Source organism: Salinicoccus hispanicus (genome assembly GCF_009831115.1).
Taxonomy (GTDB): Bacteria; Bacillota; Bacilli; order Staphylococcales; family Salinicoccaceae; genus Salinicoccus; species Salinicoccus hispanicus.
This window is the reverse complement of the sequence record NZ_WUUK01000005.1, coordinates 67,795-81,520: the sequence shown is the minus strand read 5'-3', so window position 1 is coordinate 81,520 and position 13,726 is coordinate 67,795. Positions and strand designations below refer to the sequence as shown.

The following is a 13,726-nucleotide window of genomic DNA, read 5'->3' as shown; positions in this document are numbered from 1 at the left end:
GCTTTGAAGGGGGCTTTCTTATGGCCAGCAGATATGTTTTAAGCCTGTATCCAATTGCTCTCACTTTTCAGCACAGGGATTTTCAGATGCAGATGAGGCTGGAGATGGAATTCAGAAGACCTTTTCCCCATTGATGATGGTATGCTTCAGATTAGATGCTTCATCGTAGATGACCAGATCGGCATCCGCGCCTTGTCTGATGATACCTTTCGTATCTGTGAGGCCAAGTTCGACAGCAGGATTGTATGCAGTCATCCGGACGATGTCCGGCCAGCTGCAGCCGGTGAAATCACGCATGTTGCTGATGGCCTGCTGCATGGTCAGCACACTGCCGGCGAGTGTCCCATCTGATAGCCTTGCTTCGTTGCCCGATACGTGCACGGCCTGTCCGCCAAGGTCGTATTCACCATCCGGCAACCCTTGTGCACGCATTGCATCCGTAATCAGGATGAGGCGCTCCGGGGTGATGGTCTCATAGGCGAGCTTCACCATTTCAGGTCTCGAATGGATACCATCGACAATGATTTCCACGTATGGCTGCTCGAGGTAGGAGAATCCCACGACGCCCGGCTCACGATGATGCAGCCCCCGCATGCCGTTGTAGAGGTGGGTGATGTGGGACAATCCATTGTCCTGTGCCTTTTTCAAAGTGTCATAGGTTGCATCCGTATGACCGGCAGAAGGGACGATGCCAAGCGCCAGCAGTGCCTCGAGAAAAGCACCTTCGTCCTCTTCAGGTGCATAGGTCACAAGGCGGATGCGATCTCCTGACAGATCCTGAAGATGCCGGAGCGCTTCTGCGTCTGGAATGGCGATGTGCGACGGATCCTGGGCTCCTGGATGTCCAGTTGAAATGAAAGGCCCTTCCAGATGGATGCCGAGCAGCTTTGCACCGGAAGTATATTTATAGTCCGAAAGATTGATCAGTGCCCGCTCTATATCGGCAAAAGGTGCAGTCATGGTCGTAGCCAGAAAAGCCGTCGAACCGGTGCTCGGCAGATGGGCAGAAATCTTTTCGAGGTATTCCATGTCTGCGTCCATGGCGTCGACCCCATTCGCACCATGGATATGCAGTTCTATTGCGCCCGGCAGGATATGCATATTTTCCGCATCGATCGCATTGTCGACATCAGGACAGCTATCCATGGGGCCATAATCTTCAATCCTGCCTTTATTGCACAGCAGCCAGTGGTCCTTGAGAATCGTTTCATGTGTCACGAGGTTCGTATTTCTGATCAGAAGTGCCATCATCTTTTCGTCCTCTCCATAATCATTTGTAATCCCATTATAGTATATTCTGTAAAATTCCTGTACACCTCTCTGCAAGTCTTATGATATATTAGATAAAAGCGTTTACATAAGAGGAGGGAGATTTACATGTTACGTTATATTCAGAACATGGGTCGGGCTTTCATGCTGCCGGTAGCTGTATTACCAGCAGCTGCATTGTTACTTGGTATCGGATACGCCATTGACCCTGAAGGTTGGGGAGAAGGCAATGCGGTAGCAGGGATGTTCATTGCTGCGGGTAACGCCATCTTGAACAATCTCGCGATTTTATTTGCGGTCGGTCTCGCTTTCGGCATGTCGAAGGATAAGAATGGTGCTGCAGCAATTGCTGGACTTGTTTCATTTCTTGTCGTCACGACGTTATTAAGTGCTGATTCTGTCGCCTTACTCCGGGGAATAGAAGTGGAAGCTGTCGGGGAAGCATTTGGTGTCATAGAGAACAACGTTTTCATTGGTATTATTACTGGGCTGGTGAGTGCCGCCCTCTATAATCGCTTCAGTGGAACAAAGTTGCCGGACTACCTGGCTTTCTTCAGTGGCAGACGTGCCGTGCCGATCATTGCGGTATTTGTAATGGTAGCAATCAGTGGCATTCTGTACTTCGTATGGCCATTGATGTACAACGGGCTGTTCAGCTTCGGTGAATGGATCAGCGGCATGGGTGCCCTCGGCGCAGGCATCTACGGTTTCTTCAACCGTCTGCTCATCCCGACAGGGCTGCACCATGCACTGAACTCGGTTTTCTGGTTCGATACTGTCGGTATCAATGATATCGGAAACTTTTGGAACAGCGCAGGGGAAGAGGGCATCACAGGCCGCTATCAGGCCGGCTTCTTCCCGATCATGATGTTCGGCCTGCCGGGTGCGGCACTTGCCATGTACCATACGGCAAAAACGGAATATAAAAAGGTGGCCGGCTCCATCCTGCTGGCTGCCTCATTGACAGCATTCCTGACTGGTGTGACGGAACCGCTTGAGTTTTCATTCATGTTCCTGGCACCATTGCTCTATGTGATCCATGCACTGCTGACAGGTCTATCCCTGTTCATTGCGGCGCTGTTTGAATGGACTGCCGGTTTCGGCTTCAGTGCAGGTCTGATCGACTTTGTACTGAGTACACAAGTTCCCATTGCGAATCAGCCGTACATGCTGATGGTGCAGGGTGTGGCATTCTTCGTGATCTACTATGTCATCTTCAGAGTGGTCATCACAGCGCTCGACCTCAAGACGCCGGGTCGAACTGATGCGGTACTTGAAGCAGAGGCACCAGCTGGAACAGAAGAAGGGGAGGATCTCAAATCAGCACATAACGATAAATACTCCCGCAAAGCCGACCAGATTCTAATCGGTCTTGGTGGTAAGGAGAATATCGATACGGTCGATTACTGTACGACACGGCTGCGCATGAATTTGCATGACGATTCCCTGATCGACGAAGAGAAAATCAAAGCTGCAGGGGCCCACGGTGTCATCAAGCCGGGTAAAAATAATGTCCATGTCGTCGTCGGTACGGAAGTCGAGCATGTAGCAGAAGAAATGAAACGCCTTCTATAGAAAAACCAGGGCATCTCAAACGAGATGCCCTATTATATTGTGAAAAGAATTTAGTATATAATGGAATGACACTACAGTATAGGAGGAGGCGCATGATGTTTACATTCCATCATCCAGTTGAAATCAGATTCGGGGAAGGAGTCATATCCCAGATCAATGAAATTATAGAGGCGCAGGGCTATACCCGCGTTGTCATCGTATCTGCAAATTCCCAAATAGAGAACGGTGTCATTGAATTCATAAAGACCCAGCTTGGGGAAAGCGTCAGGGAGATCGTTTCCGATATTGAAGCCAATCCGACTTTGGAAAACGTCGAAGCGATTGTTCGGGCGATCGATGCTCATAATGTCCACGCAGTCGTAGCCGTCGGTGGCGGGTCTGCAATGGACGCGGCAAAAGCTGCAGCCGCGGCATACATGCAGGGCATCGAAGTCCGTAATCTGCTCGACCATGGTGATTTTACAAGGGCGCTGCCGATCATTGCAGTGCCATCGACCAGTGGTTCTGCATCGGAAGTGACGGCATCAAGCATCATCAGTGACAAACAGCAGGGACTCAAGGTGCCGCTGATCGGTCCGGCGTTGTATCCGAAGACCGCCATTGTCGATCCGGAACTGACATTGACATGTCCAAAAAGCGTAACTGCCATTTCCGGCATCGATATTCTCTGTCATGCACTGGACTGCCTCGGCTCGGTCAAGAACAACCCGATTTCCGATGCACTGGCCATCCGTGCATCGAAGCTTGCATTTGAAAACCTGCTGACGGCCTATCAGGAACCTTCGAACAGGGAAGCGCGCACCAACTTGTCACTGGCAAGCATGACTGCCGGAATGGCATTCAGCCAGACGGGTACTTCAGGTTCCCATGCCATGAGCTATTATCTGACAAGCCATTATGATGTGCCGCATGGAGAAGCATGTGCATTTTCAATGGATGCGTGGTATGCAGTCAATGCAAAAGCCAATCCGGCACTCCACCAGCATGCGAGAGATATCGGATTTGATGATGCCGAAGCATTGAGTGAAGCGTTCAATAAGCTGAAAGGCCAGATGGGTCTGGCTGTGGCATTCGAAGACCTCGGAATCAGCCGGGATGATATTCCGGAAATTGCCGAAGAGAGCCTGAGGCCTGCCAATATGAAAAATAATATCGCCCAGCTGTCGCGGGATGAAATCATCGAAATGCTTGAGAGAAAGTAGAGATGTGTCATGAAAAAATGCACACTGTCTGCGCTTTGTATTCTATTTCTGGTTACTGCGGGGTGTAGTGGTATGGAAGACAGGAAGGATTATCTGGTCGGTGTCAGTGGAGAGCTGACTGAAGCGGATCTTGAGGCGTCGGGTCTCAGTGAGGATGATATCAAGCACCGGTATGCCATGATGAAGGTGTATGTCATTACAATGACCGAGACCGAGGCCGTGGCAATTGAAACACTCGATAAGGTGAATTATGTAGAGATGGACCAGGAAGTCCGGATTCCTGAACAGCGGAATGAAAACTGAAGCGATGGGCGCATCAATGCCGCCGATCATCCGTAGGCCAAAACCGGAGGATGCGTCCGATGTCGCCAGAATATGCCGTCTCGGATGGCAGCAGACCGTGGAAGGCAGACTGTCGAAAAGCCATCAGCAGCAGACAATCGATTTCTGGTATGCGGAAGGCAAAGTAAGCCAGGACATTGCCCGTGGGCACTACAGCTATGTCGCCGTAGCAGGTGACCGGATTGCCGGTGTGATCGGTGGTGGGAAAGCTGCTGCAACTTCTGCTGAAATCCATGTGTTCTATGTGGATGAGGCGTACAGGTATCAAGGTGTCGGCAGCAGGCTGCTCGAGTCTCTGACCCGGGATCATCGGCGTAAAGGCTTCAATGAGCAGTGGGTGTCTGTGCAGGAAGGGAATATGCATGGACAGCCTTTTTATGAATCCAGGGGGTTCGAATACGCTGGCAGAAAAGTCCGGGAAACAGGTACAGGAGAAATACAGATCTCATCCAGATATAGACGCACCATATAGAAGCGCCTGTGCAGTCATTGCGCAAGCGCTTCTATTGCTTCCCTGGCAATCTTGATGTGGTAGTCCATTCTGTCATCCAGATCTTCCAGGAAGAAGGCCGCTTCACATTTGGCGATATGTTCTTTGGCTGGCTCGGAATCTCCGAGGGCAATATGGATGAGAGCCATCAGATGATGGGCCTTGCCGAGGTAGAACATGGAGTTGTTCTCCTGGATTCTGATCAGCAGCCTGTAGCATAAGTCCAGTGCCTGAACGTAGGAAAAACTATTGTACAGACATATCGCATAGCCGTAATGAAGCTGGATGATCATATACTGATCAAGATGATCTGCATGCTGGAAGTCCATGATGCGTTCCCTGTGCCTATGGTAGAGGACAAGCGCATCCTCATAACGGTCCATGATGAGGTAGAGGTCCCCAAGCGTGTTGATGATTTCAAGTTCAATCAGATTGACATTCTTCGTTTCTGATATGAGTTCGAGCAGTATTTTCTCAGATGCTTCAAACTGGTCATCGTTACGGAAATCGATCGCCGTGTACGTCCGGTAAAGGCGTTCATAGTTGCGGTACTGTATATCGGATGCCGGATTATCATTGATCGTTTCCTTCGCATCCTGCAAGGTCACCTTGAGAAGGTCGTCATGACTGAAATAGACATATTCGCGGAGCTTATCCAGGTAGTAGTCGATCAGTGCGTATTCGGATTCTTCGTCGACAAAGAGCGTCTGCATCGTAACACCGAGGCGCTGGCATAATTTGTACAGTACTTCTGCTGTGATGGCAGTATCTCCACGTTCAAACCGGTATATTGTCGTCATACCGCATATTCCTTCCGCCAAATCTTTGTGAGTGAGCCCTTTTTGCTGTCTGATTTCTTTGAAACGGATGTGATATCTCATAAATAGACTCCTTTTCTGAAGAATGTTCACAATTTTTGCATATGTGAATATTGCGAGAACTTTTATAATGATGCATAATGTAATTATAAACAACGGAGGTGGTGATGGCGTGAAAAAACTTATCAGTGTTGTCGTATTGAGTACTATCCTATTGGGCTCAATCTCAGTAGTCAATGTTCAAACAACAGAAGCGAGTGTTGTGAAGAGTGGCTACGAAGAAATTGGGACTTTTGGTAAAGGTTCTGGTTATCTTCCTGATGGTAGGCCAGCCCCTATCGGCGTTTATTAGCAACTTCTAGTAAGTTCATTTTTTCCTTACCCTTAATTGGATTCCCCCTGCCTCTAAATGCACCCGACCTCTTAAACTATTTAAGGCAGGGGGTCTTTTTTTTGTGCAGATTTATCGGTCGATGCATTTTCCATTAATAAACTAATATTATCATATTACCCTTTCATGCAAATAACTATGCCACTTTCTTCTTCGCGCCTGTCTGTTATAATGATCATATTAAAATTGTTGTGATGGAGGATTCGATGAAGAAATATATCAGGGTCGTCGGTGCGGTCATAGTGAATGAACGGGATGAAATACTGTGTGCACAAAGACCGGAAGGCAAAAGTCTCCCTTTGATGTGGGAATTTCCTGGCGGCAAGATCGAGGCAGGAGAGGCGCCATGCACAGCATTGAAGCGGGAACTGATGGAAGAGATGGACTGCAGTATAGAAGTGGGAGATAGGATTACGACAACCGTGCATGAATATGATTTCGGTACTGTCGAGCTTACAACCTACTATGCCAAGCAGCTTGCAGGAGAGATCCAGCTGCTCGAACATGCAGATATGAAATGGCTATCACGTAAAAATATAGACACCCTGGACTGGGCGCCTGCCGATATTCCAGCAATTGAGCTGATCCGGATGGACAGCCCGACGAAATAGAAATAATCAGCCCAGACCATCCGGTTTGGGCTTTATAGTAGCATAAAATAAGAATTTTCAGTATAATCATCCTTATACAATTTTAAGGAGTGTTCCATTTTAATGAAAGTTTCCATAGTTGGCGCAGGTAATGGTGGCATTGTTGCAGCAGCTGATCTGACTTCAAGAGGTCACGAAGTGACACTATACCATTCCCTGCAGGCGCTGAAAGACCCGCATGCGGATATTATGCAAGGTAAGGTCCATTACAGGGGAGAGCCGCTCTATCTCCATAAATTTACGCAAGATCCGCTTGATGCGGTGAGTGGAGCAGAAGTGATCATGACATGCCTGCCGACACACATACTTTCCCAGATGTTCGAAGAACTCATCCCTTATCTCGAGGATGGGCAGATGGTCTTCATCAATGGCGCCAGTGCGATGAACAGTGTGGTACTCAGCAACATACTCGAGGAGAAGCGTCCGGAAGTTGATATACTGATTGGTGAATCCATGTCGCTGACCTATGCTGCACGATATGACTATGAGCAGAATGATGCAGATGTCATCCTTAAAAGCAGGCATAATCTTTTCAGTGCCTATCCGAGCAGTGATACAGAACGGATGATGGACAAGCTGACAGTCCTATATGATACACTCGTGCCGGCACAGAATATCATCGAGACGGCTCTGAATAATGGCAATCCTGAAAGCCATCCGGCTCCATCCATTCTCAACACAGGCTACATCGATAACCATGGTGATACGTTCTACCTCTACCGTGATGGTGTGACGCATCATACGGTCAAGGTGATTGAAGCGATAGACAAGGAACGGCAGAAAGTATGCGAGGTGCTCGGATTCGAAGTGCTGGACAAATCCGCACGGTCCGAACGGAGCACATACTTCGAGCCGGATAAGCCGCTCAAGGAACAGTATAACGAAAGCCCTGTACTGAAAGACCTGGTTGGTCCGGTCACCTTGAATAACCGCTATATCGTTGAAGACGTCGGTTACGGCCTCGTCCTATGGAAGAGCATTGCAGAGGCTGCGGCAGTAGAAACGCCTGCAATCGATTCGATCATCCACCTGACTTCCCTGATGCTCGAAGTGGACTTTACGCGTGAAGGGCTGACGCTTGATAAAATGGGACTCGATAAGATGCGCGATCTGAATCTACAAGTATAGGAAAATCCTCGGCTGCCAAGCAGCCGAGGATTTTATCTATTCATTCTTATTGTGGATGATGGTCTCCGCACCGCGATTCTCGGCGATTTCCTTTGCACGCTTTGTCGCATCGTTCTTGTTGTCGTACGTATTGCTCGGACGTTTCGCCCCTTTGGTCTGGACTTTCCACTCATCGTCTTCAAAGAACACTTCCACATCATTGTCGGCAATTTTTCCACCTTGCTGTCCCGGATCATCTTCATGTTCGGTGACATCTTTACTTTTCAGTTCATCGAGCTCTTTCTTTGAAGCATCGGAGTACCATTCCTTCGCCTGATCTGTACCGATCGGGATGGCCCGACCGTCATCGTAGCCTTCTTCAAGCAGGGCATTGATGATGTCGATCGCCTTTTTCCTTTCAAGCTTCTCCATATTCTTCAGGGAATCCGGATAATCATTCATTGAATAAGGCATTATCATTTCTCCTTTTTAAAATTGTCTAGTAATATAGTACCCATAAATCATAAAGTTAAAGGTGATAATATGCTTTACACATTCAATGTAACCTCCAATGGGAGAACCGAGTACATCAATATCGATTCGCTTATCGAGGAAGTGCTGCGGGAAAGCAATGTACAGTCCGGCATCATGACAATATTCACGCCGCATACGACAGCCGGCATCACGATCAATGAAAACGCAGATCCGGATGTCACACGGGATCTTGTATATGGAATGGACCAGACATTCGACAACAAGAATGAATACAGGCATGCAGAGGGCAATTCCGACTCTCATATGAAGTCCTCCCTGACAGGGGCGAGTGAAACGCTGATCATCGAAGAGGGGGAAGTCATCTATGGCACATGGCAGAGTACCTACTTTGCGGAATTTGACGGTCCGAGGACGCGGAAGGTGCATATAAAGGTGATTGAAGGATAAAATAAAAAAACCTGCACTGGTTGGGTGCAGGAAAAAAATAGGAGAAATTTTATTAAGAAAATGGAATAGGTTAGTTAATATCTATTAACTACCTTTATAATACTGAATTTTCTGATAAATATCAACCCCTAATATTATATTTTATTGAATTAATCTTGAAATTCAGGGTAGAGTAGATTAAATAACTTCTTGGAGGTCAATATGGAACTTTTAAAATCAGTACTCGGTCTTCTTTTGAAAATCATATCAATACTCGTCATCGTTACAACAATCGGTGCAGTCGTGCTTGCTTTCTTCCTGAAGAAGGATGTTGAGGAGATAAAGGACTTCACAGAAAAATTGAAGCGCGAGATCGAAGCGGAAACTAAATGACGGATATGGTGGCTGGCCGCTTTCTTTGGGCCAGCTTTTTTATTTCATGACGGTTTGACCCGCCTGGTGGTAAAGATGAATGAAATGTTTCCGAGTCACTGTGAATTCAAGGTGTGTATGATAAAAGTGTTGAAAAAATTCCGTAGAACCTTTAAAATGGTTAAGGCGGTTCAATGTAGACGAGGAACACACCGACATTGATTACCATCGTTTCATCCCCAGAGGATGATCAACTGGCCAGTTGAAATGGAGTCCGGGTCATCTTTTAACAGACTTCCGGACGTGGTATAATAAAAACATTATTCCAATTGGATGTTCCTCACCGCAAAGCGGAATAGGTAAAGAGTAAAGGAGGCGGAACTGATGAGAGTAAATGTAACTTTGGCTTGCACTGAGTGCGGAGATCGTAACTATATTACGACTAAAAACAAAAGAAACAATCCTGAGCGTATTGAAATGAAAAAATACTGCCCAAGATCCAACGGGTACACAACACACCGTGAAACAAAATAATTGATCTGCCGTCCTTTGGGGCGGTTTTTTATTTGCCGATGTTCCGCCCTCGGCTGCATCATCTCGAGTGCATTATGGTATATTGATTGAAAAAGGGATAAAGGAGCTTTTTTATGACAACGATCATGGATGGCAAAGCAGTTGCGGCACATTTATCCGAAGGGATAAGGGATGCAGTGGAGGAGTCCCGGAAGCATGGCATCAGACCGAAAGTTGCGTTTGTAAGGATCGGAGAACTGTCGGATGCCATCTCCTACGAGAAGGCGGCGATGAAACGGTTTGAGAAGCTGTCCATCGAGACTGAGCAGTTTCATTTTCCGTCGGATATTTCAAACCGGGCCTTTCTGACGAAATTTCGTGAGATCAACGGGGAAGCGTGTCACGGTGGTCGGGGCGAGTGCTGTAGTCGGCAAGCCACTGTCGCTGATGCTCATGAACCGCAACGCCACAGTGACGATATGCAATGTTTATACGGATGACCTGGTCGGCAGATGCAAGGATGCTGATATCATCGTCAGTGCAGCGGGTGTGATCAATCTGATCGGCCCTGAGCATGTCAAGGAAGGGGCAATCGTCGTGGATGTCGGCATCAACTTCAATGACACAGGCAAAATGGTCGGTGATGTGGATTTTGAAGCGGTAAAGGACAAGACATCGCATATTACACCTGTGCCGGGAGGCATCGGTGCCATTACGACAACGGTGCTCGTCTATCATCTGATGCTTGCGACCGACTATCAGAAAGAACCGGTTCTTTTCCTGGAACGCTGATATCAAGCCGCGCAGAAATTTTTCTGCGCGGCTTTTTTCAGATCATGACGACATCCAGCACGTCGATGAATGAAATGAATATCATCTCCTCATCCGACTTGTCCATCGGCTGACCGATAAGCACCATGCTCCATGCATCCACCTGGATGAGTTTCAGATCCTCACGGAAGCGAAAACCGTCATAGTAGTATTCCACCCTGATGCTCCGTTTGTCATGAAGTGCTTTTTTCAGAATGCGGTTCATCTCCTCCAGCCGATCATCCGACAGGACAGGGCGCTCCACCTTCACCTGATCTTCAATCATGCTGGCAACCTTCTCAAACTGCTCGGGCATGGTGGCAAAGGGCGCCCATTTGATCATCCCACGCCCTTCGGGAATATTCGAATCGAGTTCCTCCATTGGTATTTTACGATAGTCCATCAGCATCCCCTTCTTTGACTGTTCATATATATACTTCAATTATACGAACATATGTTCTGTATTTCAAGTAGTATTAATTCTTTTCATTTAGGGTATGGTTACTGGTGTGCTAAGATAATAAAAAAAGCGTAGGAGGAATATCAATGATTGGGTATGTTGGGACCTATACTAAAGAGCATGGCAAAGGAATATACAAATTTGAACTGGATGTCGAGGCGGGCAAGTTTGTTTCGATAGAAGAAGCGGCGGAAACTCCGAATGCGACCTATCTGGATATACAGAATGATCGCATCTATGCGGTAAAGAAGGGCAAGACAAAGGCAGGCATCGCAACATTCGGGGTCAACGATCTTGAGACGGGGGAACTGCGCTTCATCGAAGACTGCCTGGAAGAAGGGGCATCCGGATGCCATCTGACACTGACATCGGATCATAACTACTTGGTTGATGCGGTCTATCTATCAGGCGAAATCAGACTGTATCGTGTGGATGAACGCGGTATTGTAACCGAGCAGCTGGATGTTTTCCAGGTGGAAGGTGACGGACCGCATGAACGGCAGGATAATCCGCACTCCCATTTTGTCATCGAAACACCCGATCTCAAATATGTTGCAGCAGTCGATCTCGGTGCAGATAAGATTGTTACACTTGAAATCAAGGACGACAAGCTCGAAAAGGTGGCTGAAAGCAAGGTTGCTGCCGGCAGTGGACCAAGACACCTTGTCTTCGGCGACGGTGGGCACTATGCATATATCTTTACAGAACTTTCAAATGAAGTGATTGTCGCCAACTATCACGACGGCGAATTCTTCCCGGTGGAAACGTACTCTGCACTTCCTGAATCCTTCGACGGCCATTCCCAGGGCGCTGCCATACGCAAACATCCGAATGGCAAGTACATCTATGTATCCAACAGGGGTCATGACAGCATTGCCGTATTTGAAATTGAAGCGGAAGGCAAGTCGCTCAAGCGGATTCAGATTGAATCCACCAATGGAGACTGGCCGAGGGACTTCAATGTAACGCCGGATGGGGAATATTTGATATGTGCCCATGAGCGTTCCCACAATCTTGTACTATTCAAAATAAACGAAGACGGTACCATCGAACGGCAGGAAGGCGAAGTTGAAGCACCGGAAGGCGTCTTTGTCGGATTTCTCTAGATGAGTAGAAAAGGCATATGGATCCTCCTTGTCCTCATGCTGGTTGCTGTCCTTCTGCTGCTCCTGCCTCTGGCAGACCGGACAAGCAGATCGGAACGCGTGATTGTCGATCATACCCTGAAGGAAATCTTCCATCCCGGATGTTTCGATCAGGCAGAGACGACAAACTACCTCGATGAAGTCTCATTTTCCAGAGCGACTGAAACGCTCGGCTACCAGATTGAGGATGGGTGTTCAAAGGAGCGGCTTGAAACAGGCAAAGAAAGTGTAATAAGTAAAATATTTAATGAATAAAAATAACCAGATAATATTGATTTTTCAGAAAACTGGTGTTAGTATTTAGACATACCATTTTTTCATTCTTTCAACTATTATTTTTGGAATTCCTTCCATCAAAATACCCCGCCACGAAAGTGGCGGGGTATTTTGATGCCTATTTTATTTTTATATCGTCATAGCTTGAATCACGAATGGCAAAGGCGACGTATGGACATGTCGGCTGGACCTTCTTGTCGTCTTCACGTGCCATTTCCACGATTTCATCAACAAGGTCGCGGGCCAGTCCTCTATTTCTGTGCTCTGGTCTTGTATACGTGCTCGTCACATCGTAATATTCGTCAGTCTCCGTATAGATGAGTTCAGCGATGACATCATGTCCTTCTTCCAGGTAAAGTCTGCCTGCCTCTTTTTTCAGCATGTTTCTGCCTCCTTATTTATGACAATGCTTTAGTAATTTGTGGTACAACCTGCTTCTTACGGGAAACGACCCCTTCAAGAATTGCTGAATTCTCGTCCAGTGCAACATCAAATGCCTTTTCCACAGACTGTGCTTCTGTGCCAAGTGCAAGTATTCTTGAATTGGAATTCAGAATGTCGGTCACAACGAGTACAAACAGGTCGTAGCCTTCCTGTTCAATCTGATGATTGATTGCATTTTCCAGCTCATCTCTTCTGTCGAATACTTCGTCCACATCGACGACGTTGATCTGTGCAATGCGTGTCGTTCTTTGACCCATCTCAAAGGATTTGGCATCCGCGGTAATCAGTGCGTCAGCTGACTTGTCTTTCGTCGATGCGCCTGCTTTGAGCATTTCGGTGCCATAGCTTTCAGGATCTACATCCGCCATCTCGGCGAGTGCCTGTGCAGCTGTTCTATCAGCTTCCGTTGTCGTCGGTGATTTGAACAGCAGCGTATCGGAGATGATGGCGGAAAGCATGAGCCCGGCCATCTCCTTTGAAATCAGCAGGTCATTCTCCTCGTATACTTTCTTCAGGATGGTTGCGGTGCATCCGACAGGCTCTGCACGATAGAAGAGCGGGGCTTCTGTCTGGAAGTTGGCAATCCTGTGGTGATCGTACACTTTAAGGATATTCGCCTTTTCGATATTCCGTGCCGACTGCTGGAATTCATTATGGTCGACGAGGATGACCTCGGCGCCATCTTCAAGCGACTCGAGCAGTTCAGGGGCTTTGACACCAAAGTGGTTGAGCGCATGTTCCGTTTCAGCACCGATCTCACCAAGGCGGTAGGGGGCTGCATCATTGCCGAGCTGCTGCTCGATGTCTGCCGTGACAATTGCTGAAGTGATAGTGTCCGTATCCGGATTCTGGTGCCCGAAAATTTTAGTTTGAGTCATAATGTTCATTCTCCTTTGGTTATGTTATTACTTTTCCCATTTTATCACTGAAGTATTCATCCT

General features: G+C 47.6%; 20 protein-coding genes. 14 read left to right on the top strand and 6 right to left on the bottom strand.

Annotation, left to right across the window (positions count from 1 at the left end; translation table 11 throughout):
* Positions 1–111: 111 nt before the first annotated feature.
* Positions 112–1,248, bottom strand: coding sequence for an N-acetylglucosamine-6-phosphate deacetylase (gene nagA / locus GQ671_RS11880; protein ID WP_160657470.1), 1,137 nt, complete (start codon positions 1,246–1,248; stop codon positions 112–114).
* Between the two features lie 129 nt (positions 1,249–1,377).
* Between nagA and nagE the strand changes: the two genes are divergently transcribed.
* From nagE to GQ671_RS11860, 4 genes are all read left to right on the top strand, one after another.
* Positions 1,378–2,844, top strand: coding sequence for an N-acetylglucosamine-specific PTS transporter subunit IIBC (nagE, locus tag GQ671_RS11875; protein ID WP_160657469.1), 1,467 nt, complete (start codon positions 1,378–1,380; stop codon positions 2,842–2,844).
* 95 nt (positions 2,845–2,939) lie between these two features.
* The gene (locus GQ671_RS11870; protein ID WP_160657466.1) at positions 2,940–4,046 is read left to right on the top strand and encodes an iron-containing alcohol dehydrogenase; all 1,107 of its coding nucleotides are present in this window, start codon (positions 2,940–2,942) and stop codon (positions 4,044–4,046) included.
* 72 nt (positions 4,047–4,118) lie between these two features.
* Positions 4,119–4,349 (top strand): protease inhibitor I9 family protein, encoded by a 231-nt coding sequence (locus tag GQ671_RS11865; protein ID WP_160657464.1) that lies wholly within the window; start codon positions 4,119–4,121, stop codon positions 4,347–4,349.
* Positions 4,339–4,860 (top strand): GNAT family N-acetyltransferase, encoded by a 522-nt coding sequence (locus GQ671_RS11860; protein ID WP_246153257.1) that lies wholly within the window; start codon positions 4,339–4,341, stop codon positions 4,858–4,860. Before GQ671_RS11865 ends, GQ671_RS11860 begins: the two co-directional genes overlap by 11 nt.
* Positions 4,861–4,874: 14 nt before the next feature.
* Here the strand turns inward: GQ671_RS11860 and GQ671_RS11855 are convergent, their stop codons facing one another.
* Complete coding sequence (locus GQ671_RS11855; RefSeq protein ID WP_160657462.1) at positions 4,875–5,759, bottom strand: helix-turn-helix domain-containing protein; 885 nt, start codon at positions 5,757–5,759, stop codon at positions 4,875–4,877.
* 109 nt (positions 5,760–5,868) lie between these two features.
* Here GQ671_RS11855 and GQ671_RS11850 point away from each other — a divergent pair, with 109 nt between their 5' ends.
* The 3 genes from GQ671_RS11850 (at position 5,869) to GQ671_RS11840 (ending at position 7,865) form a co-directional block, all read left to right on the top strand.
* A complete protein-coding gene (locus tag GQ671_RS11850) occupies positions 5,869–6,048 on the top strand; it encodes a hypothetical protein (RefSeq protein ID WP_160657460.1) in 180 nt (59 codons plus the stop codon).
* Positions 6,049–6,293: 245 nt separating this feature from the next.
* A complete protein-coding gene (locus GQ671_RS11845; RefSeq protein WP_160657458.1) occupies positions 6,294–6,698 on the top strand; it encodes a (deoxy)nucleoside triphosphate pyrophosphohydrolase in 405 nt (134 codons plus the stop codon).
* Positions 6,699–6,800: 102 nt separating this feature from the next.
* Positions 6,801–7,865: an NAD/NADP-dependent octopine/nopaline dehydrogenase family protein gene (locus tag GQ671_RS11840; RefSeq protein ID WP_170288710.1), complete on the top strand. Its 1,065-nt coding sequence runs from the start codon at positions 6,801–6,803 to the stop codon at positions 7,863–7,865.
* A gap of 36 nt (positions 7,866–7,901) precedes the next feature.
* On the opposite strand, the gene GQ671_RS11835 is transcribed toward GQ671_RS11840, so the two are convergent.
* A complete protein-coding gene (locus tag GQ671_RS11835) occupies positions 7,902–8,318 on the bottom strand; it encodes a DUF2188 domain-containing protein (RefSeq protein ID WP_160657456.1) in 417 nt (138 codons plus the stop codon).
* Between the two features lie 69 nt (positions 8,319–8,387).
* Between GQ671_RS11835 and GQ671_RS11830 the strand changes: the two genes are divergently transcribed.
* The 5 genes from GQ671_RS11830 to GQ671_RS13030 all read left to right on the top strand — a co-directional run bounded on the left by GQ671_RS11830 (position 8,388) and on the right by GQ671_RS13030 (position 10,442).
* A complete protein-coding gene (locus GQ671_RS11830; protein ID WP_160657454.1) occupies positions 8,388–8,786 on the top strand; it encodes a secondary thiamine-phosphate synthase enzyme YjbQ in 399 nt (132 codons plus the stop codon).
* A 201-nt stretch (positions 8,787–8,987) separates the two neighbouring features.
* Entirely contained in the window at positions 8,988–9,158 is a 171-nt protein-coding gene (locus tag GQ671_RS12920) for a hypothetical protein (RefSeq protein ID WP_170288709.1), read from the top strand.
* Positions 9,159–9,521: 363 nt separating this feature from the next.
* Positions 9,522–9,671, top strand: coding sequence for a 50S ribosomal protein L33 (gene rpmG, locus GQ671_RS11825; protein WP_145288506.1), 150 nt, complete (start codon positions 9,522–9,524; stop codon positions 9,669–9,671).
* A gap of 113 nt (positions 9,672–9,784) precedes the next feature.
* Positions 9,785–10,150, top strand: coding sequence for a tetrahydrofolate dehydrogenase/cyclohydrolase catalytic domain-containing protein (locus tag GQ671_RS13035; protein ID WP_246153256.1), 366 nt, complete (start codon positions 9,785–9,787; stop codon positions 10,148–10,150).
* Complete coding sequence (locus GQ671_RS13030; protein WP_322789484.1) at positions 10,056–10,442, top strand: hypothetical protein; 387 nt, start codon at positions 10,056–10,058, stop codon at positions 10,440–10,442. Before GQ671_RS13035 ends, GQ671_RS13030 begins: the two co-directional genes overlap by 95 nt.
* A 37-nt stretch (positions 10,443–10,479) precedes the next feature.
* Here the strand turns inward: GQ671_RS13030 and GQ671_RS11815 are convergent, their stop codons facing one another.
* On the bottom strand, positions 10,480–10,863 hold the full coding sequence (locus GQ671_RS11815) for a YolD-like family protein (RefSeq protein ID WP_160657452.1): 384 nt from the start codon (positions 10,861–10,863) through the stop codon (positions 10,480–10,482).
* Between the two features lie 143 nt (positions 10,864–11,006).
* On the opposite strand from GQ671_RS11815, the gene GQ671_RS11810 reads away from it, so the two are divergent.
* On the top strand, positions 11,007–12,026 hold the full coding sequence (locus tag GQ671_RS11810) for a lactonase family protein (RefSeq protein WP_160657450.1): 1,020 nt from the start codon (positions 11,007–11,009) through the stop codon (positions 12,024–12,026).
* A complete protein-coding gene (locus tag GQ671_RS11805; RefSeq protein WP_160657448.1) occupies positions 12,027–12,320 on the top strand; it encodes an alpha-amylase in 294 nt (97 codons plus the stop codon).
* Between the two features lie 139 nt (positions 12,321–12,459).
* Here the strand turns inward: GQ671_RS11805 and GQ671_RS11800 are convergent, their stop codons facing one another.
* Positions 12,460–12,723 (bottom strand): GNAT family N-acetyltransferase, encoded by a 264-nt coding sequence (locus GQ671_RS11800; RefSeq protein WP_160657446.1) that lies wholly within the window; start codon positions 12,721–12,723, stop codon positions 12,460–12,462.
* Between the two features lie 16 nt (positions 12,724–12,739).
* Positions 12,740–13,663: a manganese-dependent inorganic pyrophosphatase gene (locus GQ671_RS11795; protein WP_160657444.1), complete on the bottom strand. Its 924-nt coding sequence runs from the start codon at positions 13,661–13,663 to the stop codon at positions 12,740–12,742.
* Positions 13,664–13,726: the final 63 nt, after the last annotated feature.